This is a genomic window from Actinoplanes sp. KI2 (assembly GCF_025630775.1).
GTDB lineage: Bacteria > Actinomycetota > Actinomycetes > Mycobacteriales > Micromonosporaceae > Actinoplanes.
Window position 1 is genome coordinate 20,412 of record NZ_JAOSZE010000038.1, and the last position, 26,039, is coordinate 46,450.

General features: G+C 70.4%; 27 protein-coding genes. 11 read left to right on the forward strand and 16 right to left on the reverse strand.

Annotated features, from left to right (window positions below):
- Positions 1–11 precede the first annotated feature (11 nt).
- From ODJ79_RS33890 to ODJ79_RS33905, 4 genes are read right to left on the reverse strand one after another with little or no spacing between them, the layout of a single operon-like run.
- The gene (locus ODJ79_RS33890) at positions 12–1,052 is read right to left on the reverse strand and encodes a substrate-binding domain-containing protein (protein ID WP_263027722.1); all 1,041 of its coding nucleotides are present in this window, start codon (positions 1,050–1,052) and stop codon (positions 12–14) included.
- Between the two features lie 40 nt (positions 1,053–1,092).
- Positions 1,093–2,094 (reverse strand): ABC transporter permease, encoded by a 1,002-nt coding sequence (locus ODJ79_RS33895; protein ID WP_263027723.1) that lies wholly within the window; start codon positions 2,092–2,094, stop codon positions 1,093–1,095.
- Complete coding sequence (locus ODJ79_RS33900) at positions 2,091–3,605, reverse strand: sugar ABC transporter ATP-binding protein (RefSeq protein ID WP_263027724.1); 1,515 nt, start codon at positions 3,603–3,605, stop codon at positions 2,091–2,093. Before ODJ79_RS33900 ends, ODJ79_RS33895 begins: the two co-directional genes overlap by 4 nt.
- Positions 3,602–4,786, reverse strand: coding sequence for an ROK family protein (locus ODJ79_RS33905; protein WP_411267397.1), 1,185 nt, complete (start codon positions 4,784–4,786; stop codon positions 3,602–3,604). Before ODJ79_RS33905 ends, ODJ79_RS33900 begins: the two co-directional genes overlap by 4 nt.
- A 192-nt stretch (positions 4,787–4,978) precedes the next feature.
- Here ODJ79_RS33905 and ODJ79_RS33910 point away from each other — a divergent pair, with 192 nt between their 5' ends.
- A complete protein-coding gene (locus ODJ79_RS33910; protein WP_263027725.1) occupies positions 4,979–6,100 on the forward strand; it encodes a YihY/virulence factor BrkB family protein in 1,122 nt (373 codons plus the stop codon).
- 197 nt (positions 6,101–6,297) lie between these two features.
- Here the strand turns inward: ODJ79_RS33910 and ODJ79_RS33915 are convergent, their stop codons facing one another.
- The 3 genes from ODJ79_RS33915 to ODJ79_RS33925 all read right to left on the reverse strand — a co-directional run bounded on the left by ODJ79_RS33915 (position 6,298) and on the right by ODJ79_RS33925 (position 11,005).
- Positions 6,298–6,837 (reverse strand): hypothetical protein, encoded by a 540-nt coding sequence (locus ODJ79_RS33915; RefSeq protein ID WP_263027726.1) that lies wholly within the window; start codon positions 6,835–6,837, stop codon positions 6,298–6,300.
- 128 nt (positions 6,838–6,965) lie between these two features.
- A complete protein-coding gene (dnaG, locus tag ODJ79_RS33920; RefSeq protein WP_411267398.1) occupies positions 6,966–9,770 on the reverse strand; it encodes a DNA primase in 2,805 nt (934 codons plus the stop codon).
- Positions 9,771–9,790: 20 nt separating this feature from the next.
- Positions 9,791–11,005, reverse strand: a complete 1,215-nt coding sequence (locus ODJ79_RS33925) for a deoxyguanosinetriphosphate triphosphohydrolase (protein ID WP_263027728.1) — start codon at positions 11,003–11,005, stop codon at positions 9,791–9,793.
- Between the two features lie 44 nt (positions 11,006–11,049).
- Between ODJ79_RS33925 and ODJ79_RS33930 the strand changes: the two genes are divergently transcribed.
- On the forward strand, positions 11,050–12,636 hold the full coding sequence (locus ODJ79_RS33930; protein ID WP_263027729.1) for a methyl-accepting chemotaxis protein: 1,587 nt from the start codon (positions 11,050–11,052) through the stop codon (positions 12,634–12,636).
- A 29-nt stretch (positions 12,637–12,665) separates the two neighbouring features.
- Here the strand turns inward: ODJ79_RS33930 and ODJ79_RS33935 are convergent, their stop codons facing one another.
- Positions 12,666–13,022: a VOC family protein gene (locus ODJ79_RS33935; RefSeq protein ID WP_263027730.1), complete on the reverse strand. Its 357-nt coding sequence runs from the start codon at positions 13,020–13,022 to the stop codon at positions 12,666–12,668.
- Between the two features lie 281 nt (positions 13,023–13,303).
- Here ODJ79_RS33935 and ODJ79_RS33940 point away from each other — a divergent pair, with 281 nt between their 5' ends.
- The 4 genes from ODJ79_RS33940 to ODJ79_RS33955 all read left to right on the forward strand — a co-directional run bounded on the left by ODJ79_RS33940 (position 13,304) and on the right by ODJ79_RS33955 (position 15,778).
- Positions 13,304–13,651 carry a hypothetical protein gene (locus ODJ79_RS33940; RefSeq protein ID WP_263027731.1) on the forward strand — a complete coding sequence of 116 codons (348 nt, stop codon included), beginning with the start codon at positions 13,304–13,306 and terminating at the stop codon, positions 13,649–13,651.
- Between the two features lie 35 nt (positions 13,652–13,686).
- Complete coding sequence (locus ODJ79_RS33945) at positions 13,687–14,787, forward strand: DUF4388 domain-containing protein (RefSeq protein ID WP_263027732.1); 1,101 nt, start codon at positions 13,687–13,689, stop codon at positions 14,785–14,787.
- 42 nt (positions 14,788–14,829) lie between these two features.
- Positions 14,830–15,321: a roadblock/LC7 domain-containing protein gene (locus ODJ79_RS33950; protein ID WP_263027733.1), complete on the forward strand. Its 492-nt coding sequence runs from the start codon at positions 14,830–14,832 to the stop codon at positions 15,319–15,321.
- A gap of 85 nt (positions 15,322–15,406) precedes the next feature.
- Positions 15,407–15,778, forward strand: a complete 372-nt coding sequence (locus ODJ79_RS33955) for a hypothetical protein (RefSeq protein ID WP_263027734.1) — start codon at positions 15,407–15,409, stop codon at positions 15,776–15,778.
- A 75-nt stretch (positions 15,779–15,853) separates the two neighbouring features.
- Here ODJ79_RS33955 and ODJ79_RS33960 read toward each other — a convergent pair whose 3' ends face one another.
- From ODJ79_RS33960 to ODJ79_RS33980, 5 genes are all read right to left on the reverse strand, one after another.
- Entirely contained in the window at positions 15,854–16,375 is a 522-nt protein-coding gene (locus ODJ79_RS33960; RefSeq protein ID WP_263027735.1) for a DUF1269 domain-containing protein, read from the reverse strand.
- Positions 16,376–16,438: 63 nt separating this feature from the next.
- Complete coding sequence (locus ODJ79_RS33965; protein WP_263027807.1) at positions 16,439–17,512, reverse strand: MFS transporter; 1,074 nt, start codon at positions 17,510–17,512, stop codon at positions 16,439–16,441.
- An 84-nt stretch (positions 17,513–17,596) separates the two neighbouring features.
- Positions 17,597–18,667, reverse strand: coding sequence for a DUF2786 domain-containing protein (locus tag ODJ79_RS33970; protein ID WP_263027736.1), 1,071 nt, complete (start codon positions 18,665–18,667; stop codon positions 17,597–17,599).
- A complete protein-coding gene (gene dusB / locus ODJ79_RS33975) occupies positions 18,664–19,782 on the reverse strand; it encodes a tRNA dihydrouridine synthase DusB (protein WP_263027808.1) in 1,119 nt (372 codons plus the stop codon). The genes ODJ79_RS33970 and dusB overlap by 4 nt, the downstream gene beginning before the upstream one ends.
- A 66-nt stretch (positions 19,783–19,848) precedes the next feature.
- On the reverse strand, positions 19,849–20,211 hold the full coding sequence (locus tag ODJ79_RS33980; protein WP_263027737.1) for a hypothetical protein: 363 nt from the start codon (positions 20,209–20,211) through the stop codon (positions 19,849–19,851).
- 137 nt (positions 20,212–20,348) lie between these two features.
- Between ODJ79_RS33980 and ODJ79_RS33985 the strand changes: the two genes are divergently transcribed.
- Positions 20,349–20,831 carry an XdhC family protein gene (locus ODJ79_RS33985; RefSeq protein ID WP_263027738.1) on the forward strand — a complete coding sequence of 161 codons (483 nt, stop codon included), beginning with the start codon at positions 20,349–20,351 and terminating at the stop codon, positions 20,829–20,831.
- A gap of 7 nt (positions 20,832–20,838) precedes the next feature.
- Here the strand turns inward: ODJ79_RS33985 and ODJ79_RS33990 are convergent, their stop codons facing one another.
- From ODJ79_RS33990 to ODJ79_RS34000, 3 genes are all read right to left on the reverse strand, one after another.
- Entirely contained in the window at positions 20,839–22,218 is a 1,380-nt protein-coding gene (locus tag ODJ79_RS33990; protein WP_263027739.1) for a glycine--tRNA ligase, read from the reverse strand.
- A gap of 84 nt (positions 22,219–22,302) precedes the next feature.
- Positions 22,303–22,797 (reverse strand): hypothetical protein, encoded by a 495-nt coding sequence (locus tag ODJ79_RS33995; protein WP_263027740.1) that lies wholly within the window; start codon positions 22,795–22,797, stop codon positions 22,303–22,305.
- Between the two features lie 16 nt (positions 22,798–22,813).
- Entirely contained in the window at positions 22,814–23,155 is a 342-nt protein-coding gene (locus ODJ79_RS34000) for an antibiotic biosynthesis monooxygenase family protein (RefSeq protein ID WP_263027741.1), read from the reverse strand.
- Positions 23,156–23,189: 34 nt separating this feature from the next.
- On the opposite strand from ODJ79_RS34000, the gene ODJ79_RS34005 reads away from it, so the two are divergent.
- Genes ODJ79_RS34005 through ODJ79_RS34020 form a run of 4 tightly spaced genes read left to right on the forward strand, consistent with a single transcriptional unit; the run spans position 23,190 to position 26,035 of the window.
- Entirely contained in the window at positions 23,190–23,444 is a 255-nt protein-coding gene (locus tag ODJ79_RS34005) for a DUF6703 family protein (RefSeq protein ID WP_263027742.1), read from the forward strand.
- A 52-nt stretch (positions 23,445–23,496) separates the two neighbouring features.
- On the forward strand, positions 23,497–24,393 hold the full coding sequence (locus tag ODJ79_RS34010) for a metal ABC transporter substrate-binding protein (protein ID WP_263027743.1): 897 nt from the start codon (positions 23,497–23,499) through the stop codon (positions 24,391–24,393).
- The gene (locus tag ODJ79_RS34015; RefSeq protein WP_263027744.1) at positions 24,390–25,172 is read left to right on the forward strand and encodes a metal ABC transporter ATP-binding protein; all 783 of its coding nucleotides are present in this window, start codon (positions 24,390–24,392) and stop codon (positions 25,170–25,172) included. Before ODJ79_RS34010 ends, ODJ79_RS34015 begins: the two co-directional genes overlap by 4 nt.
- Entirely contained in the window at positions 25,169–26,035 is an 867-nt protein-coding gene (locus ODJ79_RS34020; protein WP_263027745.1) for a metal ABC transporter permease, read from the forward strand. Before ODJ79_RS34015 ends, ODJ79_RS34020 begins: the two co-directional genes overlap by 4 nt.
- Positions 26,036–26,039: the final 4 nt, after the last annotated feature.

The following is a 26,039-nucleotide window of genomic DNA, read 5'->3' on the forward strand; positions in this document are numbered from 1 at the left end:
CTCTTGCGCCGTTAGAACCCGAGCTTGGCGTACTTGTCGGCGTTGGCCTTGGTGATCGTCTCGGAGGCGAGCGTGATCTCCTTGGGCACCTGCAGCTCGACCAGGTCGCTCATGCCCTTGCCCTGGCCGATCAGCCGGGCCAGGGAGACCGCCGAGGAGGCCATCGACGGGCTGTAGGTGACCGTCGCCTTGAGCACGCTGTTGTCGGCCGAGATCGCGTCGATCGCCGCCTTCGAGCCGGCCCCGCCGACCATGAAGAACTCGCTGCGGTTCGCCTGCTTGATCGCGGCGAGCACGCCGATGCCCTGGTCGTCGTCGTGATTCCACAGCGCGTCCATCTTGGGCAGTGCCTGCAGCAGGGCGGTCGCGGCGGCCTGGCCGGAGTCGGCGGTGAACTCGGCCGGCCGGCGGTTGGCGACCTTGAACCCGTACACCGAAAGGGCGGCGTTGAAGCCCTGCGTACGCTCCTGGGTCAGCTCGAGCGAGTCGATGCCGGGGATCTCCCCGATGATCGGGTTGGTCACGCCCTTGGCCTTGAGCTGCTCGCCGATGTACTGCCCGGCGGCCAGGCCCATGCCGTAGTTGTCGCCCTTGATCTGCAACCGGTAGGCGGCCGCGGACGGGAACGCCCGGTCCAGGTTGACCACCGGGATGCCGGCCCGCATCGCTTCGAGCCCGGCCGCGTTCAGCTCCTTGCCGTCCCACGGCAGCATCACGATCACGGTCGGCTTCTGCGCGATCAGGGTGGACAGGGCGGCCCGCTGGGCGGCCGCGTCGGCGCCGGCCTCCACCGGCTTGAACTCCACATCGGGGTACGCGGCGGCCTGCGCCTTGGCGTTGTTGGTGATCGCCGCGATCCAGCCGTGGTCGGCGGCCGGCGCGGAGAACCCGATGGTGACCTTCTGCCCGGGCGCGGCGTTGGCGTCGCCGCTCGCGGCGGTCTTCACCTGCGCGCCGGTGCCGGGGTCGTTGCTGGTGCACGCGGTCAGCAGCGCGCCGGCGCCGACGGCCGCGCCGCCGAACAGAACGCGCCTACGGGACAAAGCGGACATGATTCCTCCAAGGGGGGACCCGGAAGCGGGCCGGGAGTGGTCAGCGCTTGAGGAGTTGGGTTAGTGAGCGGTAGCGGAACTGCTGGATCAACACGGCGGCGACGATGATGCCGCCCTTGACCATGTTCTGGACCTCGGTGGAGAGGTTGTTGATCGCGAAGAGGTTGGTGATCGTGGAGAAGACCAGGACCCCGAAGAGGGCGCCGATGATGGTGCCGCGGCCGCCGCTGAGCAGCGTGCCGCCGATGATCGCCGCGGCGATCGCGTCCAGCTCGTAGAGGTTGGCCATCGCGGCCTGGGCGCTGGTCGCCTGCGAGGTCAGCATGATCGCCGCAAGGCCGCAGCAAATCCCGGATACGACGTACAGCAGCACGGTGTGCCGCTTGACGCTGATGCCGGCCAGCCGGGCCGCCTCCGGGTTGCCGCCGACCGCGACCGTCCGCCGGCCGAACGTCGTGCGGTTCAGCAGCACCCAGCCGGCGGCGACCACCACGGCCAGGATCCACACCAGCAGGGGTACGCCGAGCAGCTTGGTCGTCGCGATGCCGTTGATCGTGTCGTTCGTCGAGACCTGGGTCTGCTTACCGGAGATCTGCGCCGCGAGTCCCCGCGCCGACACCAGCATGGCGAGCGTCGCGATGAACGGCACGAGCCGGCCGTACGAGATGAGCACGCCGTTGACCAGGCCGACCGCGATGCCCACGACCAGCGCCGTGAAGATCATGCCGCCCGCGCCGTGGCTCTGCGTCGCCAGCGTCGTCGACCACACCCCGGCCAGCGCGATGATCGCGCCGACCGACAGGTCGATGCCGCCGCCGATGATCACGAAGGTCATCCCGACCGTGACCACGCCGATCGCCGATGCCTGCTGCAGGATCGTCAGGATGTTGTTGCGTACCCAGGTCGGGTCGGAATACAGCTCGGGCTTGGTGACCATCCCGATGACCACCAGCACGACCAGGACCCCGACCAGGCCCAGGTTGCGTGCCGCGTTGTCGTCGAGCCGCCATCTCCGAGAGGCGGGCGCCGTTTCGGCGATCATGTGGGCTCCCCCTCCATCAGCGACCCCGCCATCACGAGGTCGAGCACGGTGTCCTCGTCGAGCTCGTCGGCCGGCGCCTCGTGGACGATCCGGCCCTCCCGCATCACCAGCACCCGGTCGGCCAGGCCCAGCACCTCGGGCACCTCGCTGGAGATCAGCAGCACGCCCACCCCGTTCTCGGCGAGATCTCGGATCACCCGGTAGAGCTCGACGCGGGCGCCCACGTCCACGCCCCGGGTCGGCTCGTCGAGCAGCAGCAGCCGGGTCTTGCCCAGCAGCCAGCGGCCCACCACGACCTTCTGCTGGTTACCGCCGGAGAGCGTGCGCACCGGGCGCTCGACGTCGCGGGGCCGCAGCTCGAGCCGGTCGGCGGTGTTCCGGGCGGCGGCTCGCTCATCCCGGGCGGCGGTGAAGCCGGCCCGGGCGAAGCCGGCGAACGACGCCAGTGTCATGTTCTTGTAGACCGGCTCGTCGAGCAGCAGGGCCTGGCTCTTGCGTTCCTCGGGCGCCATCCCCATGCCCCGGCGCACCGCGGCGCCGAGGCCGGTGATCCGCTGACCGTCCATGGTGACCGTGCCGGCGTCCGCCCGCCGGGCGCCGAAGATGGTCTCCAGCAGCTCGGAGCGGCCCGAGCCGACCAGGCCGGCGATTCCCACGATCTCGCCGGGCGCCACCGTGAGGCTCGCGTCGGCGAACTCGCCGTGCCTGGTCAGACCGGCCACCTGCAGGATCGGCGGGGTTTGCGCCCGATCTGCCGGACGTTCCGGAAACAGGTACTCGATGCTGCGGCCGGTCATCTTGCCGACCAGCTCCCGGGTCGGGGTCGTGCGGGCCGGGAGGTTCGCCGCCGTCGTGCGGCCGTCCTTGAGCACCGTCACCCGGTCACCGATCTCGCGGATCTCCGCCAGCCGGTGCGAGATGTAGATGACCGCGATCCCCTGCGCCGTCAGGTCCCGGATGATCCGGAACAGGTTCGCCACCTCGTCATGGGCGAGCACGGCGCTGGGCTCGTCCATGACGAGCAGCTTGGCGTCGTGCGAGAGCGCACGCGCCATGCTGACGATCTGCTTGCCCGCCGCGGGCAGGTGGCGGACCTTGGCCGTCGGCGAGATCTCGGCGTGCCCCAGCCGGGCCAGGATCGCCGCTGTCCTCGCAGCCGCGGCCCGCCGCCGGCTGAAGCCGAGCCGGCTCCGCTCGTGCCCGAGGAACGCATTTTCCGCCACCGACAGCTCGTCCACCAGGTCGAGCTCCTGGTAGATGGTGGCGATCCCGGCCCGCATCGCGGCCTGCGGCCCGGCCGGCGCGAACGGCTTGCCCAGCCAGCTGATCTCACCACCGTCGGCGTGGTGCACCCCGGCCAGCACCTTGATCAAAGTGGACTTGCCGGCGCCGTTCTGCCCGAGCAGGCAGTGCACCTCGCCGGCGGACACCTCCAGCTCGACCCCGTCCAGCGCGCGTACGCCCGGGAAGGTCTTGACCACATCGACCAGGCGCAGGACGACGTCGGTCATGATGCCTGCTCGAACGCCATGTCGCTGGCCAGTACCGCGGCCCCGCTGACCCCGGCCCGGCCCTGCAGCTCGGAGAGGACCACCGGGAGGTTGCCGGTGGCCAGCGGCAGCGACCGGCGGTAGACCACGCTGCGGATCTCGGCCAGCAGCACGTGCCCCAGCTGGGCCAACCCGCCCCCGATCACGATCATCGACGGATTGGCGAACGAGACCAGCGTGGCCAGCACCCCGCCGACCCGCCGGCCGCCCTCGCGGATCAGCTTGATGCAGACGACGTCCCCCTCGGCGGCGCCGTCGGCGACGTCCTTGGCGCTCAGCTCGGTGGCGTCGACCAGCCGCTCGGCCAGCGCCGGCGAATCACCGGCACGCGCCGCCGCCAGCGCGTCCCGGGCCAGCGCGGCACCGCTGAACAGCGCCTCGAGACAGCCGGTGTTCCCGCACGAGCACACCGGACCGTTCGCGTCGACCTGGATGTGGCCGATGTCCCCCGCGCAGCCGTCGACCCCGCGATACACCGTGCCGCCCAGGTGGATGCCACACCCGATGCCGGTCCCGATCTTCACGAACAGGAAGTCGTCGATCGAGTGCGCCACCCCGCCGTGCCGCTCGCCGATCGCCATGATGTTCACGTCGTTGTCCACCACGGCCGGGCAGCCGTGCTCGCGGGTCAGCACCTCGCGCACCGGATAGCGATCCCAGCCCGGCATGATCGGCGGGGACACCGGCACCCCGTCACGGAAGCTGACCGGCCCCGGCACCCCGATGCCGACCGCGTCGAGCCGCTGGTAGGCGCCGTCCGTGCGGGCCTTGGCCAGCAGCTCGCTGACCCGTTGCAGGATCGCCTTGGGCCCGGAGCGGATGTCGGCCGGCTCGCGATAGGCGGCCACCGGCTCGAGCCGCCCGTTGGTCACTTCGATATCGATCGAACTGGCGCCCAGGTCGACGGCGGCGAACCGCAGCCGCGGATGGATCTCGACGAGCGTCGAGCGGCGGCCCCCGCGCGAGGCGGCCATGCCGGCCTCGGCCACCATCTCGGCGGCGACCAGCCGGTCGACCTCGGCGAGGAGGCGGGGGCGGGTCAGCTCGAGCCGGTCCCCCAACTCGGCCCGGGAGACCGGCCCGTCGTCACGGAGAAGCCGCAAAATACGCAAATGCGGTGCGTCGGCCCCAAACACGGCCACCTCCGGGACGCTGAGCGATGTGTTGTGCCCGTCACACTAGGCCCCTTCCGACGCAACAGTCCATACCTTCTCGAAGATCAGCCAAAACTTTTGTCTCCAGAACCAAAAGTGGTCTTCCGCGTGAACCAGCGTTAGCAACCTCCTGGTCGGGGGCATTGTGGGGGAAATGGCCCCGCCTCGAGGAGAGCCGCGATGAAGCCCCATGAAGACGAGTCGAAGACCGCCACCGCCGTCCCGGAAGACTCGCCGGAAGCCGCCGACGCGCGTGCCCGGGGCGCCGAGGACTTCCGTCTCGAAGCGGCGACCACCACCCGGACCGGCCCGGACACCGGCGAGATAGGCCGGACGGTGCCGCCCGACGCCGGCCCGAGATCGCCGGCCGGGCTGCGCGGCAAGGGCATCCTCGCCGCGATCAAGCGGACCTTCAAGCAGTTCTCCGAGGACAACATCTCCGACTGGGCGGCCGCGCTCACCTACTACGGGGTGCTCTCGATCTTCCCGGGGGCGCTGGTCCTCGTGTCGATCCTCGGGTTCCTCAACTCGAACGGCCGGCAGACCGTGCAGGACACGATCAAGGACCTGACCGGGAACAAGCAGATCCAGGACCTGACCGGCACCGTGCTCAGCCAGGTCAACGGCTCGGGCAAGGCGAGCTTCGCGGCGATCCTCGGCATCGTGATCGCCTTCTGGTCGGCCTCCGGCTACATCGCGGCCTTCATGCGCGCCTCGAACGCCGTCTACGACGTGCCGGAGGGCCGGCCGATCTGGAAGACGCTGCCGATCCGGGTCGGCGTCACCGCGGTGGTCGGCGTGATGCTGATCGTCTCGGCGTTCATCGTGGTCTTCACCGGCAATCTGGCCCAGGTGGTCGGCCAGAAGCTCGGCTTCGGCGGTGTCGCCGTCACCGTGTGGGGCATCGCCAAGTGGCCGGTGCTGGTGGTCCTGGTCAGCCTGATGTTCGCGATCCTCTACTGGGCCTCGCCGAACGCGAAGACCGGCGGCTTCCGCTGGGTCAGCCCGGGCGGGATCTTCGCGGTCGTGCTCTGGCTGGTCGCCTCCGCCGCGTTCGCGATCTACCTCGGCAACTTCGCCAACTACGACAAGACGTACGGCACGCTCGGCGGCGTCATCGCCTTCCTGGTCTGGCTCTGGATCTCCAACATCGCGATCCTGCTCGGCGCCGAGCTCGACGCGGAGCTGGAACGCGGCCGGGCGATCGCGGCCGGCCACGACCCCGCCGACGAGCCGTTCCTCGAGCTGCGCGACTCGCGGAAACTGAAGAAGGGCAGCGAGAAAGGCCTCACTGTGGACTGACCGACCCGAGGCCCGCCGATCGCGTGCGTTGGACCCATGGTCACCGCTGAGTTACCGTTAAGGTCGGACATCATGGCGGCAAACCTTCCGAGTCGGCGGTTAGGGTGTCCAACCCGACGGGTTCGCATCGGCCCTGTCGTCCTCCCGCTCCGGGCCCGGCTCGGGGCGGGAGTGTCGGGTCCGGCCACATCGGCCGATCAGTCCGGTGGCTCCGTCGCTCGCTGCGCGGCCAGCACGAGTTCGTCGGTCAGCTCGATCACGGCGGGCAGGTTCACCGGGGTGCCCGCGTCGTAGCGCACCGACCAGGTCAGCCCGTTCCGCCCCGGCACCCGGCGGCCGACCACCCGCACCCCGCCCACGTTCAGCTGGTGATGCGACGTGTACGCCACCGACTTCGTCACCCGGGTACGCACCTGATCGGGTAGCTCACCGGGCTCGAGCAGCAGGAAGCCCGCCACCGGCCCGTCCACCAGCACGAGGTAGTCGTCCCGCTCCTCGGCCACCTCGGCCGGCGTGATCCGCAGCTCCCGCCCCGACCACGCCGCCTTGTGGATCTGATGCCAGCCCAGCCGCTTCGCCGCGGCTTGTCCCGAGCCGGGCAGCCACAGCCCGAAGTTCGTGGCGACCATCGCCTTGTCCTCGCCGACCCCGGCCCAGGTCAACACCCGCTCCTCGGGTTCGAGAGCGGGCTTCAACGCCGCGGGCAGCTTGGCTCGCCGCCGAAGAAAAATCCCCATCCAACCACCCCACCGCCGCCCTTGACCTGACTGAAGACTCCCCATCCAACCACCCCACCGCCGCCCTTGACCTGACTGAAGACTCCCCATCCAACCACCCCACCGCCGCCCTTGACCTGACTGAAGACTCACAGTCCGCCTGCCGCCTGTTCGCGTAACGCGCGCGCCTGCTGTTCCAGCGAGAAGAGCTCCCCGGCCAGCGCCAGGTACTCATCCTTGTGCGCCACCGGGTTCACCCGCTGCACCTTCGACTTCAGATCACGAATCCGGGTGGTCACCGAGCCCATCTGCAGCCGGGCCAGCGTGATCTGCACATAGCGCGGGTCGACCACGCCGTCCACGTGCAGCGGCTCCACCGACAGCTCCGAGATCAGGCCCTTGCCGGCCAGGTCGTCGCAGGAGTCGCGTACCTTCTCGATCCACACCACCCCGCCGGCCGAGACCGACTGCACGCCGCCGGCCTCCTGAATCGCCGTACGGATCGCCTCGTACACGCCGTCGCCGTAGTTCTCCGGGCCGACCGAGTCGAACATCGGGCCGGCCAGCACCGGTTCCTGCAGGGCCAGCTTGAGCGATTCCCGCTCGACCTGCCGCTGCGGTGCCTCGACGGTACGGGAAGCCGGCCGGGCCTCCGGCGCCTCGCCGCGTAGCGCCGAGTTCACCGCCCGATGCACCGGCTCCAGGTCCATCCCCAGATCACCGGCGAGCTTCCGGGCGTACTCAGGTCGCTTCTCCCGGTCTTTGATCTTGGCTACCAGCGGCGCGGCCCGGCGCATCGCCTCGACCCGCCCCTCGACCGTGTCCAGATCGAAGCGGGCGATCGTGTGTCGCAGCGCGAAGTCGACCAGCGGCTCGCGCCCGGCGATCATGTCGCGCACCGCGAGGTCGCCCTTGGCCAGCCGCAGCTCGCAAGGGTCCATGTTGTCCGGACTGACCGCGATGAAGGTACGCCCGACGAACCGCTGATCCTCCTCGAAGGCCCGCAGCGCCGCCTTCTGCCCGGCCGCGTCGCCGTCGAAGGTGTAGATGATCTCGCCGGTGAAGCTGTCGCTGTCCATCAGCAGCCGGCGCAGCACCCCGATGTGATCGACGCCGAACGCCGTGCCGCAGGTCGCCACCGCCGTCGGCTCGCCGGCCTCGTGACAGGCCATCACGTCGGTGTACCCCTCGACGATCACCGCCCGGCCGCGCTTGGCGATCTCCCGTTTGGCCTGGTCGATGCCGTAGAGCACGTGCGACTTCTTGTACAGCGGCGACTCGGGCGTGTTCAGGTATTTCGGCCCGTCGTCGTCGTCGAACAGCTTCCGCGCCCCGAACCCGATCACGTCCCCGGTCAGGTCCTTGATCGGCCACAGCAGACGCCGCCGGAACCGGTCGATCAGCGACCCGGACCGGGCCGGCTTGGTGAGCCCGGCCGAGTTCAGCTCCTCGGCGGTGAAGCCCTTCTGCCGCAGGTGCTTGGCGAGCGCGTCCCACGAGTCGGGGGCGAACCCGCACCCGTACCGCTCGGCGGCGTCCCGCCCGAAGCCGCGCTGGGCGAGGAACTCGCGAGCCTTGCGCGCGCCGGGCGTGCCGAGCTGGTCGCGATAGAACTCGGCGGCGGCCACGTGGGCGGCGAGCAGCCGCTGCCTGTGCCCGGCCTGCGGCCGCGGTGCGCTCGGCGAGTTGTCCGTCTCGTACCGAAGCTGAATGCCGGCCCGCGAGGCCAGCCGCTCAATCGACTCGATGAACGACAGATGCTCGGCATCCATCAGGAACTTGATCGCGTCCCCGCCCTGGCCACAGCCGTGGCAGTTGCCGGTGAGGATGTTGTCCTCAAGCACGAACGCATGCGTGCCCTCGACGACGGGGCAGAACACCTCCTCCACTTCACCGTGGTCCTCGATCGACTCGACCACCCAGCCACGCCGCTCGTATTTCTTGCGGGTAGCAGTGAACCTCTCCCGATGAGCGGAGATGAGGAAGAAATCGTCCGGAATGTCCTCACCCATGAGAGTGAGCCGATACATCGGCCCGGTGTAACCCTCAAAACCGGTACGGATGTACTCGCGGATGCCGAACGTGCCGACGCCGATGCGCGTGCAGAGATCGCGGACGTACTCCAGGTGCTCCCGCTTCGCCGAGTTGAGCGAGATGCAGCCATCGGCGGCGACGTCGCCATCGGCCGCGAAATAGCCGGCCAGCCAGCCGAAAAGGTAGGACAACGATTCGGTGAGCGGCGGAAGATCCGTCTTGAAGTATGCCGGAAGATCGGTAACAACGATCTTGCCGTCGGATACGTACGTCTCGCTAAGGGGGAACCACTTCAGCAGCTCACGGTCTTTGCCACCGTAGAGCAGCGCGACGCTGCCCTTGTTGAACAGCGTGCCGTCGCCGAAAACGATCCCGCGCGCCACGCCGAACGGCGACGGCGCGAGCGATTGCCCACCGTCGCGGGTCTTGAGTGCGCGCGGAAAGACGTGCGCCAACCGATCACCGGCGCGAAGCTCGGCCGTCGTGCGTTCCACCCGCTTCTCGGCGCCGCCGCTCCGCTTCCGGATGAACCACCGATGGTTCAGCGTCGTGCGGATGGTCTTCTTCAGTCCATTGCGCGAAAGGTGCAAATGCACGACGGGCTGCTCGCCGAACGAGTAGAACGGCGCCTCGACGAACCCCCCATGCGTCGTGATCACTCGATGCCGGCCGCCGGCTAGTTCGCGGATCTCGCGAATGCCCTGGTCGGTGATGACTCGCGTCTCGCCGGCCAGGCAGTAGTACACGTTGCGCGCCGGGGCGACCGTGAAGGACGGCGTCTTCTCGTCGTGGAAGGGGCACAGCCCCTTCAGGTTGCCGCCGCCCGCGGGCCGCAACGTCACCGACTCGCCGATGATGTCGGCGATCGACGTCCGGTCCCGGACCAGCGCGATGTCTTCGTCCTTGACCCTGCCCGCCACGGCAAACATCTTGCCTCGCGTCAGGCCCGCGCCGCCACCAGGGTCCGGTGCCAGTCGACGGCGGCGTGATCGGTGAGCGACGCCACCTGGTCGATCACCACGCGTAGTGCCGCCGCGTCACTCTCCGCGGCTTCGAAGAGCGGCCGAAAAACCACGTCCAAACCCTCGGGTGTACGCACGAGAGCGTCCACAAGCTCGACAAGGATCGTCCGCTGCTGCTCGTACCAACTCTCCGCGGCCCGTGTGCGCATCACGTAGCGCAATGCCATGCCCTTCAGCAGCGCGCACTGATTACGCACGGTTCGCGGGACGATGAGATCGGCGTCGTAGCGGCGTACCGGCTCGACGCCGTACCGGCTCTGCGTCGCGCCGACCGCGGAGGCGACGAACCGGCCGGTCAGGATGCTGGTCATCCGTTTGAGGGTGACCTGGGCCCGGTGGGTGCCGTCGTAGTCGGCGACCGGAACCACCGCCGGATCGGCGAGCAGCTGGTCGAGGGCGGCGGCGAGCGCGGCGGCCGGCTCGTCGGAGTAGGTGGCGGCAACGTCGGCGCAGAGCTCGGCGCGCTCGGCCGGGTCGTCGAGCAGCGGGCGCAAGGTGAGGTAGCCGCCGTGCACGCCGTCCTCCACGTCGTGCACGGAGTACGCGACGTCGTCGGCCCAGTCCATCACCTGGGCCTCGAGGCACCGGCGCTCGCCGAGGCCGTCGAGGCGCAGCCAGTCGAAGACCGGCCGGTCATCGGCGTACACGCCGAACTTGCGGGTGCCGGGCTTGCGCGGCCAGGGATATTTGCTGCACGCGTCGAGGGAGGCGCGGGTGAGGTTGAGACCGCCGCCGGGGACCTTGGCCTCGAGCCGGGTGAGCACGCGGAGGGTCTGCGCGTTGCCCTCGAAGCCGCCGCAGGGCTCGGCGACCTCGTCGAGGGCGGTCTCGCCGTTGTGGCCGAAGGGCGGGTGACCGAGGTCGTGGGCGAGCCCGGCGACGTCGACGACGTCCGGGTCGCAGCCGAGCCGGGCGCCCATCTCGCGGGAGATCTGGGCGACCTCGAGGGAGTGGGTCAATCGCGTACGCAGAAAATCGTCGGACCCGGCCGTGTGCACCTGGGTCTTGGCCGCCAGCCGGCGGAACCCGGCCGAGTGCAGCACCCGGGCCCGGTCTCGCTCGTAAGGGGTCCTTCCGTAGCCGCTGTCCTTCGTCGGTTCGGGTATCCACCGTTGGGCGTCGAGCGCCGTCATGATCTCAGCCTAAGCGTCCCGTCCCGGATGCCGATGTAGTAGCCGTGGAGTCCGATTCGAGGTCCCGGGGTATCGCGATCGTCACCCGCCTCAAGGTCATGATCGTGGCCGGGCTGGTCTCCGTCGGCTTGGTCGTGGGCTTCGCGCTCTACAGCTCGTCTACGCAGGCCGACGCCAGCCGGGAGATGGCCCGGGTCAGTGACGGCATGAGCAACCAGTGGAACGCGGACATGATGCACGACGCGCTGCGGGCGGACGTGATGTCGGCGCTGTACGCGACCAGCGACGCGCAGCGCCAAGCGTACGGCGTGGACGAGGTCACCGACCACGCGAAGACGATCCTCCAGATGTACGACGCGGCGGCGGCCGACGCCCCGGCCGACCTGCAGGCGCAGTACGCCGAGGTGCGACCGCGCCTGGTCGCCTACGCGGACGCCGCGACGTCGCTGGTGGCGACCGCCGCCACCGATCCGGCCAAGGCCAAGTCGCAGCTCGACGGATATCTCGCGGTCTACTCGGAGCTCGAGGAGAAGCTCGGCGGGCTGGACGACGCGATGCTCAAGGCGGTCGAGGCTTCCAGCGCCAACGGCAACGCGAAGGGCCGCAACAGCGACTGGATCATCGTGCTGGCCGGCCTGGCGGGCGCGGCGATCACCCTGCTGGTCGGCTTGCAGACGCTGCGGGCGATCCGCCGGCCGCTGCGCGAGATGCTGACCGGCCTGCGGGCGGCCGAGGGCTGCGACCTGACCGCGCAGGTGCCGGTGCTGCGCCGGGACGAGCTGGGCGAGATGGCCATGGCGCTGAACGGCGCGATGAGCGCGCTGCGCGAGACCGTGGCGGCGACCGCGGCGCGGGTGGGGACGCTGTCGGCGGCGAGCGTGGATCTGCGGACGCTGGCCGGCAACCTGGACTCGTCGGCCGAGCAGACGTTGACGCAGGCGCGCAGCGCGGACACGGCGTCGCAGAACGTGGCGTCGGCGGTGAGCGACATGTCGAGCGCGACCGAGGAGATGGCCTCGTCGATCCGGGAGATCTCCCGGCAGACGACCACGGCCACCGCGACGACCAGCGAGGCGAACCGGAACGCGGCGGCCACGGCGGCGGCGGTGGCCCGGCTCAGCGAGGCCAGCCGGGAGATCGGCGACATCGTCCAGCTGATCACGAACATCGCCGAGCAGACGAACCTGCTGGCGCTGAACGCGACGATCGAGGCGGCCCGGGCCGGCGAGGCCGGTAAGGGGTTCGCGGTGGTCGCCACCGAGGTCAAGGACCTGGCGCAGGAGACCGCGCAGGCGACCGCGGACATCACCGCGAAGATCTCGGCGATCCAGGAGATGACCACGGGCACCGCGGACGCGATCGCGGCGATCACCGCGGTGATCGAGCAGATCGACGACGGTCAGCGGACGATCTCGGCGGCGGTCGAGCAGCAGTCGGCGACCACCGACCTGATGGGGCGCAACGTGGGCGAGGTGTCGGCGGCGGCCGCCGAGATCCGGAGCACGGTGTCGACCATCGCCCAGTCGACGGAATCGACGGCCGAGGGCGCCAACACCACCCGCGGCTCCGCCGAGCTGGTTAGCTCGGCCGCCGGGGAGATCCAGACGCTGATCAGCCGCTTCCGCTACTGAGAACGCTTCCGCTGCTGAGACCGTTTCCGCTACTGAGATCGGCGGGGGGCGAGCACGCAGAACTCGTTGCCCTCCGGGTCGGCGAGCACCACCCAGGACACGTCGCCCTGGCCGATGTCCACCGGGCGGGCGCCCATGTCGACCAGCCGCTCGACCTCCGCCTCCTGATCCTCCGGGCGCAGGTCGAGGTGCAGGCGGTTCTTCCCGGTCTTGGGATCGGGGCAGGCGCCGAAGAGCAGGCCGGGCAGTTCGCCGGGGGAACGACGGATCTCCACCTCGTCCGGCGCCTCGTGCACGATCACGTACCCGAGCGCCTCGGCCCACCATCGGGCCAGGCGATGTGGATCGTCGGCGTCCACGACGACCTGTTCCCAGCTGATCGGCATGTGGCCGCCTCCTTATCGAAAAGTGACGATCATGTTACGCGCATCGGGCCGGAGCGACCCGCCTCCAGCCCTCACGAGGATGCGGGTTCTCCGCGCCGTCCGTAGGACCAGACGCCGGTAGCGACAGAGCCGCACAGCGGGTGCGACTGAGACCCCGGGGGTCGCCGCAGGATGGCCCCCGGTGACGGCGAGGAACACGGGACGCCGTCGAGGTTCCCAGCGCTGCGGAGGCAGACCAAGGGGTAGAGGTGCCCGGCGTCGATCACTGTTTGCAGGAGGCCATGGCGATCCCTGGCGCGGTCGGCGCCAGCATCGTCGACTACACCACAGGCTTCCCCGTCGCCACGACGGGAGCCGCACCGAACGACGACCACGAGGCCGCCGCCGCCGGCACGGCCGAAGTGGTCCAGGCCGCGAACAGCCGCTCGCTGTTCGTCTCGGCCGTCCCGCACGACCTGCTCGAAGATCTGATCATCACGACCGCGGGCGGCTATCACCTGCTACGGCCGGTGCACACCGACTTCGACGGCCGGCTGGTCCTCTACGTCTGGCTCGACCGCGTGCTGGGGAACCTCGCGGTGGCTCGTCGCCGGATGCAGAAGCTGGCCGACGACCTGGTCGCCATCTGAACCTCGACATCTCACCGGAAAGAGATGGAGAACGTGTGAGCCGCTCGACGACCGTCGCTTCGGGACGCCTACTCGCCCAGGTGGCCGGGGAGCGGCAGACCGGTGCGCTGGTGGTCGGGGGCCACCCGGGCGGCGCGGTCTACGTCCTCGAGGGCCGGGTGATCTACGCCGAGTCGCTGGCCGCCCCCGGGGTCGGCGAGTTGCTCACCGCGTCCGGCCGGCTGGCCGGGCGCACCTGGCAGAACGCCCTCGACCGGGGCGCCGCCACCGCCCGGGTGGGCCGGCTGCTGGTCGAGCAGGGCCACCTCACCCAGGGCGAACTGGAGCTGTGCGTGCTCGGCGCGACCTACGACGCCGCGTACTTCGCGCTCGCGCAGCCGGCTGCGCCGGTCGAGTTCCGCAACGGCGCCACCCACTGGCTCGGGCCGGTCGTGCACATCGATCCGGCCGCGGTCACCCAGGAGGTGCACCGCCGGGCCAAGATGCTCGACGACATCTTCCCGGACCCGCGGGTGGACACCGCGGCGGTCACGCCGATCGGCCGTCCGCCGCGCGAGCGGATCACGCTGACCGCGCCGCAGTGGGAGCTGCTCGTGCACGCGGACGGCCAGCGCACCCCGACCGATCTCGCCTTCCTGCTGGGCCGGGCGGGCTTCGCGATCCTCCAGGAGCTGCGCCGGCTCGCGGCCGCCGGTTTGCTGGACCTTCCCGAGGTACGCGGCAAAGCTCCCGAACTCGTGCGGCTCCCGCATGCCCGCGGGACGGCCGTGGACGCGCGTCGCGCCCAGCCCCGGCCGGACGACTCGCCGACGGTGCCGGTGGTCTCCGGCGTACGCCCGGCCGTCCCCGGTCCCCCGGCACCGCCCCCGCCGGCGCCGTCATCCGCGGGGGCGGCGCCGGCGGCCGCACCGTCCGCCCTGACCGAGGAGACCGGCGGCACCGGCGGCACCGGCGGCACCGGCGGCACCGGCGGCACCGGCGGCACCGGCACGGTGTATCGCCCGTCCCTGCTGGCCCGCCGCAAACCCGGCGCGAAGCTGCCCAAAGACGTTGTCGGTGAGCCCCCGCCGCCCTACACCGGCACCGACGAATTCCTGCTCAAACGCATCCGCACCGCATTGAGAGCCTTGCGGTGACGCGCGCGCCTCCGACCTTCCGACGAGAAAGCGAGACCGAGGATGACGGTGGATCCGGCGGTGCTGGAGGAGCTCGACCGCCTGCGTGCCCGGGTGCCGAGCCTGTCCGGCAGCGTGCTCGCGACCACCGACGGGCTGGTGGTCGCGCACGACGCGCGCGGTATCGAACCGGACGGTCTCGCCGCGCTCGCCGCCGCGCACCTCGCGCTGGCCCGGCGGTTCGCCCACGCGGTGAACCACGGCGAGTTGCGGGAGTCGGTGGTCGAGTGCGATCGCGGCTACATCACCACCTACGCCGCGGGCCGGGCCGCGCTGCTCGCCCTGGTCACGTCCGGCGACGCGAACCTCGCGATGGTGCACCTCGAGGCGCGGCGATGCGTGCGCCGACTGATCCGGATCCTCGCGATCGAGCCGAACACCTCATCGCCGAACCGACCGGCAATACCCACGCAGGCCGGTCCGGCGTCGCTGGCGCGGCGTACCCCGACGGGCACACCGCCCACCAACCCCCGGCGCCGGCAGGCGACGGGCTGACCCGAGTGCGCGGCATCCGCCGCGACCCAACCGGTACCGCCGCCGATCGGCGGGCCGCCATCCCACCGCATACGGAGGAACTGCCATGGGCGACATGGACACCGCACTCAAGGAAATCATGGAGATCGACGGCGCCGTCGGCGTGGCCCTCGTGGACCATACGAGCGGCATGGCGCTCGGCACCGTCGGCGGCGGCAAGGAACTCGACCTGACGGTCGCGGCGGCCGGCAACACGGACGTGGTCCGGGCCAAGCTGCGGGCGATGGAGATGCTGAACATCTCCGAGAAGATCGAGGACATCCTGATCACATTGGACACCCAGTACCACATGATCCGCCCGCTGACGAGCCGCGCCGGCAAGGGCCTGTTCCTCTACCTCGCCCTGCGCCGCGACCGCGCCAACCTGGCCATGGCCCGCCACCAACTCAGGCGCATCGAGAACGACCTCGACGTCTGACCCGCTCCGATGCCCGCTCCCGGCGGGGAGGGCACTCCTCGAGCCCTCCCCGCCCCGGCGGCGGATCGCCAGTGGTCAGTAGGGCTGCGGGTTCTTGTGGGCGCCCCCGCCGAAGGTGTCCAGCAGGATCTCGCGCTCGCCCTCGGTGAGGTTCGTGCTGATCAGCTTGCTGTGGTCGCCCATGCCGTGGAAGCGTTCGCCCAGCCGGTCCAGGTTGCCCTCGTCGGTGACCAGGAACAGCGCCGACGTGCCCTCGGTGATCTCGGTGCGGATCGTCTCGAGCTGGTCCTTGGAGATGCCGGCGCCCTCGGTGGCCTTGCTCAGCGCACCGATCGCGGCGCCGGCCGCGCCGCCGATCACCGGGACCAGGAAGAGCGTGCCGGCCAGTAGGCCCCAGAGGGCGCCCCAGCCGGCGCCGCGCCACACCGAGTCGTTGCTGTGGTGCAGCTTCTCCGGCTGTGCGGCACCGACCGGCCAGGTGATCACGGCATGGTCGAGCATCTTGACCAGGCCGTCGGCTTCGGCGTCCTTGAGTTGCTCGGCGGCGTGCCGCGCGCCGTCAGGGCTGTCGAACTTCCACACCGTAAACGTCGTCATGTCGCGCTCCTGAAGAAGACTCGGGGCTCACGCTCATGCTCGGCGGCATCGATGTCTGGCCCCTCATCCTGCGCGGACGAAATTCCGGGCCGCCAGCACGGCGGTCAACAGCAAGGGCAGCGCGGCCAGCGCGAACAGCGGCGGCAGCGGCACGGGCAGGCCGAAGCCGGCGTAGAGAACGACCGCGAACACTTCCGCGCCGAAGCCGCTGATCGACAAAACGGTCGTCCGGGCCGGCCCGGTGATCGACTCCTGGAGGCTCGTCTCCGCGCGGATCATGGCGTACTGGAGCAGTCCGAACGTGGCGGCCACCGGGACCATGCCGATCAGGTGCGGGACGAGGGCGCCGGCGGCGAGCAGGGCCGCCGCCGCGGCGACGACCAAGGGCAGCGACGCGACGTAGCGTCCGGCGAGCGCGCTTCCCGCGGCCATGGCCAGTGCGACCAGGGCATACAGCAGCGGTACGGCTACCGTCGGCGCTCCCTTGTCGCGGGCGAGCAGCGGCAGGTACTCGTCGAGCGCGGTGAACCCGGGCAGCATGGCCGCGACCGCCACGGTCAGGATCGTGCGCCGGTCCTTGACCGCGTCCCGCAGCCCCGATCGCAACAGTTGCCGATAACTGCCGCCGTCGCTGTCGTCGGCTTCCCCCGGCGTACGCACGGAATCGGGAAGTCGAAGCGCGAGAAGACCACCCAGGGTGACCACGGCGATGCTCGCGATGCCCACCAGGCGATAGCCGCCGAGGGTGAGCGCCGGGGCGGCCAGCAGGGTGGCGGCGAGCGTGGCCAGGATGCCCACGGTGCCGGCCCGGCCCATGACCTTGGCGTAGTCGTCGCCGACCTGGTCGTAGACGAGCGCCTCGAGCGTGCCGGAGGCGAGCGCGCCGCCCAGCCCCCACAGCACGAAGCCCAGCGCGAAACCGGGGAAGGCCGGCCAGATCAGCCACAGCGCGTAGCCGGCGGCGGTGAGCAGCTCACCGATCGCGTAGAGGCCGCGGCGGGACCAGGCGTCGGCCAGCGCACCGGAGGGCACCTCGAAGGCGAACGAGACCACCGACCAGATCGCGAACAGCACGGAGATCTGGCTGGTGGACAGGCCCGCGTCGGCGAACAGCAGCGCGTAGACCGGGTAGAGCAGGACGCCGTCCGCACAGGCGCGGACCGCGTAGAGGAGTCGAGATCAGCACGGTGGCGAAGGCATGGGTCCATCCTCCCCCGCCGGTCAAGCTAATTCGGCCTCGTCGGCCGCCGCCCGGCCGGACTCCCACCCCTCCAGGCTGTCGACGCGGCTGCCGCGGGCTCGCACCGTACGCGGAAAGGCTCGCGTCACCGCCTCGCGGACCTGGAGATCGCGCCCGCGCAGCACCGGCAGCAGGTCGCTGTGCAGGGCGATCTCGTGCCGGGTGGCCCGCTCGAGGCGCTCGCCGACGCGCACCGCGTACGCGACCAGGAAACTCCGCCGGAACGCCTTGATCCGGGCCTTGCCCTTGGCCGGCTCGTCCCGCGCCATCGCCCGGTTGGCCTGCACCAGCAGCGAGGTGTAAAGCAACTCGACCGCGTCGATGTCCGCGTCGAAGCCGAACACCGTGGAGAACGCGAGCTCCGGCGACCACACGGTGTGACAGTGGTTGGCCCGCGCCACCGCGTCGAGCAGGCTGGCCTTCTCGCTCTCGTAGGGATGATCGACCCCCACCCGGCGGCGCAGCGGCGTCTCGTCCGGCGTGGCGGTCAGCACCTCCTCGATGCTGTGCCGGGCGATCAGCTCCTGCGCCTTGCCCGAGAAGGCTTCGGCCTCGGCCGGGAAGTCGGTGGACTCGGCCTTGGCGAGCAGCGCCCGGACCCGCTCAAGCACCCGGTTGTCGGCGCCACGCAGGCGCTTCTCGGGCGCCTCGCCCGGGGCCGGGATCAGCTTCTCGATGGCCGGGAGCCGGCGCAGTTCGAGCAGCAGGCCGAGGCCGGCATCCAGGCCCTTGATCCGGTCGGCCCGGCTCTTCGCGGTCGGCAACTCCTGAGCCTGCGCACGCCACCGAGGGTCTATGTCCGGAAATTTCGTGAGATAGCCCTTGGCGGAATCGGTCACCCGTTGCGCCTGCAGGGGGTTCCCGAGCCGGGCCACCACTCGATACAGCTCGGCTGGCTGCCACCCGCTGCGGAACAGCCGATCGACCGCCTGATCCACGGCCGCGTCGAGCTCGGCGTCCACCTCACCGGTGGGCGCCACGGTGAGCGCGTCCAAGCCCTCCTCGTAGCTGAGCGTGCCTCGCAGCACGTCCCGGATAGTGGTAGTGGTCATCCGCCGGACTCGTCGGTTTCGGCGCCCACGGGGACCGTGTCGTCGTCGCGGCTGTCCAGCCAGCCGTAGGGCAGGGAGACCTTGCCCGGGGAGTTGACCCGGCCCCGGGGCTGGCCCAGCGCCTCGGCCGGGAACGGGAGCGACGGGTCAAGCTTTTCCAGCAGGTCGTCGAGCTCGGCCAGCGAGGAGATCATGGCGAGGCTGCGCCGCAGGTCGCCGCCGACCGGGAAGCCCTTCAGGTACCACGCCACGTGCTTGCGGAAGTCGGCGCAGCCGTGCCGCTCGTCGCCCAGGGCGTCGACCAGCAGCTCGGCGTGGCGCGACATGATCTTTGCGACCTCGCCGAGGGCCGGCAGCACCGGGCGGTAGCCCGCGCCCCGGGTGAACGCGGCCTCCAGGTCGGCGAACAGCCACGGGCGGCCGAGGCAGCCACGGCCGACGACCACGCCGTCGACGCCGGTGTGCTCGACCATGCGCAGCGCGTCCGAACCCTCCCAGATGTCGCCGTTACCCAGCACCGGCACGTCGAGCGCCTGCTTGAGCGTGGCGATCGCGTCCCAGTCGGCGTTGCCCGAGTACCGCTGCTCGGCCGTGCGCGCGTGCAGCGCCACCGCCGCCACGCCCGCCTCCTGCGCGATCAAACCCGCTTCCACGTACGTGAGGTGCTCGTCGTCGATGCCCTTACGCATCTTGATCGTCACGGGGATGCCGAACGGCCGCGCCGCCTCGACCGCCTGCGCCACGATCCGGCCGAACAGTCGCCGCCGCCAGGGCAGGGCCGAACCGCCGCCACGCCGGGTGACCTTGGGTACCGGGCAGCCGAAGTTCAGGTCGATGTGATCGGCCAGCCCGTCCTCGCCGACCAGCCGGACCGCCCGCGCGGTGATCTCGGGGTCGACGCCGTAGAGCTGAAGGCTGCGAAAGTCCTCGTCCTCGGCGAACGAAATCATCTTGAGCGTCTTGGGGATCCGCTCGACCAGCGCCCGAGTGGTGATCATCTCGCAGACGTAGACGCCACCGCCCTGCTCGCGGCAGAGCCGCCGGAACGCCACGTTGGTGATCCCGGCCATCGGCGCGAGCACGACGGGCGGGTTCACGGCGTGGTTGCCGAGCATGAGCGGTGAAGTCACGCCATACAGCGTGACACGTCCAGCCCGGCGACCCCGAATCGCCCGCTCGGCCTACCGGCTCTCGCGACGCTCGATCAGCGTTTCGACCATGCCGATAATCTGCGTGATCCCGCCTTGGACCTCATCGATTGTCCGGTTGGCCTCATCGATTTTCCCGTTGACCCCATCGATTTTCCCGTTGACCTCATCGATTTTCCCGTTGACCTCATTCACCGAATCGGTGAGCTGAGCCAAGCTGCGGGTGTGTTCGGACTGCGTCACTGCAAGAGCCTGGATGAGGCGGCCTTGAACACGGACGCCCTCGGCTATGGCGGCCAGGTCACGGTCCTGGCTGGCACGAAGTCCTGCTTCCTGGTCCAAGCGCTCCTCCACGACGGTGAGGCGTCGTTCGTGGTCTTCAAGGGTGGGGGTCATTGACGTCTCCAGCACCAGAGTAAGGGGATCGGCGGAGCTGTCGAGCCTCCGCCTGCCTCAGATACTAGCCCAATGCCTACTAGTCGCGCGACGGGCAATGGCTGCGGGAGCCGAATTTGTCTGGCAGAGTCGACGCGGTGAGCGAAGGGGTTAGCCCGCGCCGTCTGGTCGTCGTCTTCGAGTCGCCGACGGCGGAAGTGATGCTGCGCCTGGCCGTGGAGGCCGGCTTCCAGTCCGTACTCGTCGAGCCGGATCAGTCACGACTGCAGGGGACGCCGCGGCCGCACGGGGATCTCTTCGTGCACGACCTGGAGGCCGCGCATCTCGACGAGCACACCGACGTCGTGCTCAGCGACCACCACCGGGACGAGATCGGTGAGGTGCTCAAGGCGGCGCTCGAGCAGCGGACCCGGTGGATCGGAATCCTTGGGAAGCCGACGATCGAGGGGCCGCACGTCCGGATGCTGCGCGACCTCGACGTGCCGGAGGATCAGATCGCCCGGGTGCACCGCCCGATCGGCCTCAACATCGGGGCGAAGACCCCGGCCGAGATCGCCATCGCGACCCTGGCCGGGCTCATCGCGGACCGGAACGGCCGACCGGGCGGCTTCGACTTCTGAGCGAAGTTCAGCAGCCGGGCAGACGCTGAATGAGGTAGTCCTCGATCTGGGCGAGAGCGACCCGCTCCTGCTTCATCGTGTCGCGGTCGCGCACCGTCACCGCGTCGTCGGTGAGGGTGTCGAAGTCGACCGTCACGCAGAACGGGGTGCCGATCTCGTCCTGGCGGCGGTACCGCCGGCCGATCGCCTGCGAGTCGTCGAACTCGACGATCCAGCGCTTGCGCAGCAGGTCGGCGAGGCCGCGGGCCTTCGGCGACAGCTCCGGGTTGCGGGACAGCGGCAGGACCGCCACCTTGATCGGCGCGAGCCGCGGGTCGAAGCGCATCACCGTGCGCTTGTCGACGCCGCCCTTGGTGTTCGGCGCCTCGTCCTCGTCGTACGCCTCGAGCAGGAAGGCCAGGACCGCGCGGGTGAGGCCGGCCGCCGGCTCGATCACGTACGGCACCCAGCGCTCCTGCTTCTCCTGGTCGAAGTAGCTGAGGTCGACGCCGGAGTGCTTCGAGTGGGTGGACAGGTCGTAGTTCGTCCGGTTCGCGATGCCCTCGAGCTCGGCGAACTCGCTGCCGCCGAACTGGAAGCGGTACTCGATGTCGACCGTGCGGGTCGAGTAGAACGAGCGCTTCTCCGCCGGGTGCTCGTAGAAGCGCAGGTTGTTCTCGGAGAGGCCGAGGTCGCGGTACCAGTTCCAGCGCTCCTGCAGCCAGTACTCGTGCCACTTCTCGTCGGTGCCGGGCTCGACGAAGAACTCCATCTCCATCTGCTCGAACTCACGCGTACGGAAGATGAAGTTGCCCGGGGTGATCTCGTTGCGGAAGCTCTTGCCGATCTGGGCGATGCCGAACGGCGGCTTCTTGCGCGCCGCGGTGGCCACGTTGTTGTAGTTGACGAAGATGCCCTGGGCGGTCTCGGGCCGCAGGTAGTGCAGGCCCTCGGCGCTCTCGGTCGGCCCGAGGTAGGTCTTCATGAGGCCGTTGAAGTTCTTCGGCTCGGTGAAGGTGCCCTTGTTGCCGCAGTTGGGGCAGTTGAGCTCGGCGAGCGATGCCGGCGGCGAGCCGTGCTTCTCCTCCCACGCCTCCTCGAGGTGGTCGGCCCGGAAGCGCTTGTGACACGACTGGCACTCGGTCAGCGGGTCGGTGAACGCCTCGACGTGGCCGGACGCGACCCAGACGTCGCGGGCCAGGATGACGGCGGAATCGAGGCCGACGATGTCGTCACGCTGCTGCACCATGGTGCGCCACCACTGGCGGCGGACGTTTTCCTTCAACTCCACGCCCAGCGGACCGTAGTCCCAGGCCGAGCGGGTTCCTCCGTAGATCTCGCTGGAGGGGAAGACGAAGCCCCGGCGCTTGGCCAGGCTGACGACGGCATCGATACGGTCGGCGGGCATGTTCCTCCTACGCCGGCTGGGTGTCGGCGGGGCCAAAATGTGTAGATGGCACGGTGTCGTGGTTGATCCGGACGAACAGCGAGGTTACTCCCCGATCCCGCAGACCTCGAACTCGCCCGTGTCCTGATCCGTGCCCAGACGGGCCTCGAGCTGGGCGTCGCTGCCGTCGTCGTAGGTCGCCTGGACCGGCATCGTCCAGCTCACGATGTCGAACTTTCCCATCGTGTACGACCGGATGACCGGCTCGTCGGACACCCGGCTCTCGAAGGCGTTCTCGCTCTCGGCCTGCTGCGCGTCGTCGCACAGCAGGTCGTACGCCTTGTCGTACTTGCCGTCGCGCAACGCGTTCAGATATTCGCTGACCGCGGCCTGCGCTCGCTCCTGGGCGGCGCCCTGGGTGGAGACCAGGATGCCGATCACCGCGGCGAGCCCGCCGCCGCAGACCAGCACGACGACGCCGATCGCGATGCCGATGCTCATGCCGATCCGGCGGCCGCGGCCCTCGACGGGCGGGGCCGGGAACGGCGGCTGAACGCCGGGGCCCTGCGGTGGTGCGGGAACGTGGGGCGCCGTCGTCATATCGCCAGATTAGTCGTCAGCGCCACGGCTCGGCGGCCCGGTCGCTCGCGGTCACGACCACCTCGGCGCCGGGCCGCGCCTCGGCCAGGGTCTCGAACGCGGAGGGTTCGTCGACCGACTCGGAGAGCAGCGGGGTGGCGTGCACCTTGACGTCGAACCCGCCCAGGGCTCGCCGGTAGGCTCCCACCGACTCCCACTCGGTGACCAGCGTCCAACGGGACGGGTCCTCGATGGCTCGGGCCAGCCGGCCGGAAAGGTAGCCGGGGCGCTCGGCCAGCGCGGTGAGGGCGGCGTGCGCCCGGAGCACGAAGCCGTCCTGCGTGTCCGGCGGGACGACGAAGCGGTTGAGCACGAGCATGGGACGAGCGTACGCAGCGCGAGGAGGCGACACGGTGGCACCGTCCGAGAACCTGCTTCGCCGGCTGGCCCGGGTGAAGCCGACGACGGCGTTCCTGGTGGCGCTGGCGCTGATGCTGGCGGGGCTGTTCCTGCCCGGCATCGTCGGGGCGGCGCTGCTGTTCGCGCTGGGTGCGGGGCTGGCCATGCTGACGTACACCACCTGGTCGGTGCAGCCGCCGGCGACCCGTGCCCTGCGCGTACTCATGCTCGTTCTTCTTCTCGCCGCCGTGGTGGCGAAGGCCGTGTAGCGCGACTCATGCGCTTTTGACAATCATTATCATTGTCGGCGACAGTTGGAGCATGCCCCGCGCCCTGCTCGCCGCGCTCCTGACGCTCGCCGTCGCGGCCGGTTGCGCCGGGCGGGCCACCGAGAACGGCTTCTCCGGCGGGCGGCTCGCCGTGGTCACGGCGTTCTATCCGCTGCAGTTCCTCAGCGAGCGGATCGGGGGCGACATGGTGACCGTCACGAACCTCACCAAGCCCGGCGCCGAGCCGCACGACGTGGAGCTCAACCCGCGCCAGGTCGCCCAGGTGGCGGACGCCGGGCTCGCGGTCTACCTCCGGGGCTTCCAGCCGGCCGTCGACTCGGCCGTCGCCATGGAGGCGAAGGGCCGCTCGTTCGACGTCTCCTCGGTCGTCGACCTGCTCCCCTACACCGGCGGCGAGTCCGAGGACGGCAGCAAGGACCCGCATGTCTGGCTCGACCCGGTGCGCCTTTCGGCGATCGCCGGCGCGCTGGGCGACCGCCTCGGCCGGGCCGACCCCACGCACGCCTCCGACTATCGCGAGCGCGCCCAGGACCTCCAAGACCAACTTCAAGACCTCGATCGGGCGTACGCGGAGGGCCTGGCGACCTGCCGGCGGCACGAGGTCGTCACCAGCCACGAGGCGTTCAACTACCTGGCCCACCGGTACGGCCTGACCCAGATCGGGATCACCGGCGTCTCCCCGGAGGCCGAGCCGTCCGCGCGCCAACTGGCCGCGGTCGCCGCCCAGGCCCGAGCCACCGGCACCACGACGATCTTTTTCGAGACCCTGGTCAGCCCCAAGGTCGCCGAGACCATCGCGCGCGAGGTCGGCGCCCGCACTGCGGTGCTGGACCCGCTCGAAGGCCTGACCGACCCGAACGCCGACTACTTCTCCGTCATGCGGGCCAACCTGGCCGCGCTCACCACGGCATTGGGGTGCACCTCATGAGCGTCGTCGACGTACGCCACCTGGCCGTGGGCTACGACGGCCGGGAGATCCTGCACGACGTCTCGCTCGCGGTGCCCGGCGGCGAGGTGGTCGCGATCCTCGGCGCCAACGGCTCCGGCAAGTCCACCCTGATCCGCACCATCCTCGGCCTGGTCCCGATCGCGCGCGGCGAGATCGACCTGTTCGGCACCGCGCAGCGCCGGTTCCGGGACTGGGCCCGGGTCGGCTACGTCCCGCAGCGGCTCGGCGCCGGTTCCGGCGTGCCGGCCACGGTCGGCGAGGTGGTGGCCTCCGGCCGGCTGGCCCGGCGCGGCATCTTCCGGCCCGCCGGCGCCGCCGACAAGGCCGCGATCCGCGACGCGCTGACCAAGGTCGGCCTGCTCGACCGGATCGGCGACCCGGTGGCCACCCTCTCCGGCGGCCAGCAGCAGCGCACGCTGATCGCCCGGGCCCTGGCCGGCCGCCCCGACCTGCTGGTCCTCGACGAGCCGACGGCCGGGGTGGACGCGGCCAGCCAGGAGGCGTTCGCCGCGGCGCTGGGCGAGTTCGCGGCCGGCGGCGGCACGATCCTGCTGGTCGCGCACGAGCTCGGCCCGCTGCGCCCGCTGATCGACCGGGCCGTCGTGGTGCACGAGGGCCGGATAGCGCACGAGGGCATCCCGCCCGAGCCGGCCGGCCACCACGCCGACCCCGGCCACGACCACGTCCACCCGCACGCCACCCCGGAGAAGGACAAGATCTGCGTGTCGCCGACCGACCGGATCACGGCCCGCCCATGAGCCTGTTCGCGTACGACTTCATGATCCGCGCGTTGATCGGCGCGCTGGTGATCGGCCTGGCCGCCCCCGCCCTCGGCATCTACCTGGTGCAGCGGCGGCTGTCGCTGATCGGGGACGGGATCGGGCACGTCGCGCTGACCGGCGTCGGCGTGGGCCTGCTGCTGCACCACTCCCCGGTGATCAGCGCGGTGATCGTGTCGGCGGCCGGGGCGGTCGGCATCGAGCTGATCCGCCAGCGCGGTCGCACCTCCGGCGACCTCGCCCTGGCGCTGCTGTTCTACGGCGGCATCGCGGGCGGGGTGGTGCTGGTCGGGCTCTCCGACGACAGCAGCAATGCGAACCTGATGCAGTACCTGTTCGGCTCGCTGATCACCACCTCGCCGCAGGACCTCGTGGTGATCACCGTGCTGGGCCTGGCCGTGCTGCTGGCGATGACCGTCTTCCGGCCGGCCCTGTTCGCGGTCTGCAACGACGAGGAGTACGCCCGGGTCAGCGGCCTGCCGGTGCGCACGCTGAACATCCTGATGGCGGTGACGACCGCGGTGACGGTGACGATCGCCATGCGTACGGTCGGCCTGCTCCTGGTCTCGGCCCTGATGGTCGTTCCGGTGGCCGCGGCCCAGCAGGTCACCCGGGGGTTCCGCAGCACGATGGCGTTGGCGATGGTGATCGGCCTGGCATCGGCCGGCGCGGGCGTGGCGGTCTCGGCCGGGATCGACACCGCGCCCGGCGCCACCACGGTGATCATCGCGCTCGGCGCGTTCGTGGCGATCTCGCTCGGCGGCGGGCTCGTCCGGACCCTGCGCCGGCGCGTCCACCAGCCGCGAGAGGTGGAGCCGCCCGATGTCGTCCTGCAAGGCTGAGGGA

Excerpts from the sequence above, each read along its gene's own strand:
- ODJ79_RS33890 (WP_263027722.1), bottom strand. The coding sequence starts at position 1,052 with ATGTCCGCTTTGTCCCGTAGGCGCGTTCTGTTCGGCGGCGCGGCCGTC.
- ODJ79_RS33895 (WP_263027723.1), bottom strand. The coding sequence starts at position 2,094 with ATGATCGCCGAAACGGCGCCCGCCTCTCGGAGATGGCGGCTCGACGAC.
- ODJ79_RS33900 (WP_263027724.1), bottom strand. The coding sequence starts at position 3,605 with ATGACCGACGTCGTCCTGCGCCTGGTCGATGTGGTCAAGACCTTCCCG.
- ODJ79_RS33910 (WP_263027725.1), top strand. The coding sequence starts at position 4,979 with ATGAAGCCCCATGAAGACGAGTCGAAGACCGCCACCGCCGTCCCGGAA.
- ODJ79_RS33915 (WP_263027726.1), bottom strand. The coding sequence starts at position 6,837 with ATGGGGATTTTTCTTCGGCGGCGAGCCAAGCTGCCCGCGGCGTTGAAG.
- ODJ79_RS33925 (WP_263027728.1), bottom strand. The coding sequence starts at position 11,005 with ATGACGGCGCTCGACGCCCAACGGTGGATACCCGAACCGACGAAGGAC.
- ODJ79_RS33935 (WP_263027730.1), bottom strand. The coding sequence starts at position 13,022 with ATGCCGATCAGCTGGGAACAGGTCGTCGTGGACGCCGACGATCCACAT.
- ODJ79_RS33940 (WP_263027731.1), top strand. The coding sequence starts at position 13,304 with ATGGCGATCCCTGGCGCGGTCGGCGCCAGCATCGTCGACTACACCACA.
- ODJ79_RS33950 (WP_263027733.1), top strand. The coding sequence starts at position 14,830 with ATGACGGTGGATCCGGCGGTGCTGGAGGAGCTCGACCGCCTGCGTGCC.
- ODJ79_RS33955 (WP_263027734.1), top strand. The coding sequence starts at position 15,407 with ATGGGCGACATGGACACCGCACTCAAGGAAATCATGGAGATCGACGGC.
- ODJ79_RS33960 (WP_263027735.1), bottom strand. The coding sequence starts at position 16,375 with ATGACGACGTTTACGGTGTGGAAGTTCGACAGCCCTGACGGCGCGCGG.
- ODJ79_RS33970 (WP_263027736.1), bottom strand. The coding sequence starts at position 18,667 with ATGACCACTACCACTATCCGGGACGTGCTGCGAGGCACGCTCAGCTAC.
- dusB (WP_263027808.1), bottom strand. The coding sequence starts at position 19,782 with ATGCTCGGCAACCACGCCGTGAACCCGCCCGTCGTGCTCGCGCCGATG.
- ODJ79_RS33980 (WP_263027737.1), bottom strand. The coding sequence starts at position 20,211 with ATGACCCCCACCCTTGAAGACCACGAACGACGCCTCACCGTCGTGGAG.
- ODJ79_RS33990 (WP_263027739.1), bottom strand. The coding sequence starts at position 22,218 with ATGCCCGCCGACCGTATCGATGCCGTCGTCAGCCTGGCCAAGCGCCGG.
- ODJ79_RS33995 (WP_263027740.1), bottom strand. The coding sequence starts at position 22,797 with ATGACGACGGCGCCCCACGTTCCCGCACCACCGCAGGGCCCCGGCGTT.
- ODJ79_RS34000 (WP_263027741.1), bottom strand. The coding sequence starts at position 23,155 with ATGCTCGTGCTCAACCGCTTCGTCGTCCCGCCGGACACGCAGGACGGC.
- ODJ79_RS34010 (WP_263027743.1), top strand. The coding sequence starts at position 23,497 with ATGCCCCGCGCCCTGCTCGCCGCGCTCCTGACGCTCGCCGTCGCGGCC.
- ODJ79_RS34015 (WP_263027744.1), top strand. The coding sequence starts at position 24,390 with ATGAGCGTCGTCGACGTACGCCACCTGGCCGTGGGCTACGACGGCCGG.
- ODJ79_RS34020 (WP_263027745.1), top strand. The coding sequence starts at position 25,169 with ATGAGCCTGTTCGCGTACGACTTCATGATCCGCGCGTTGATCGGCGCG.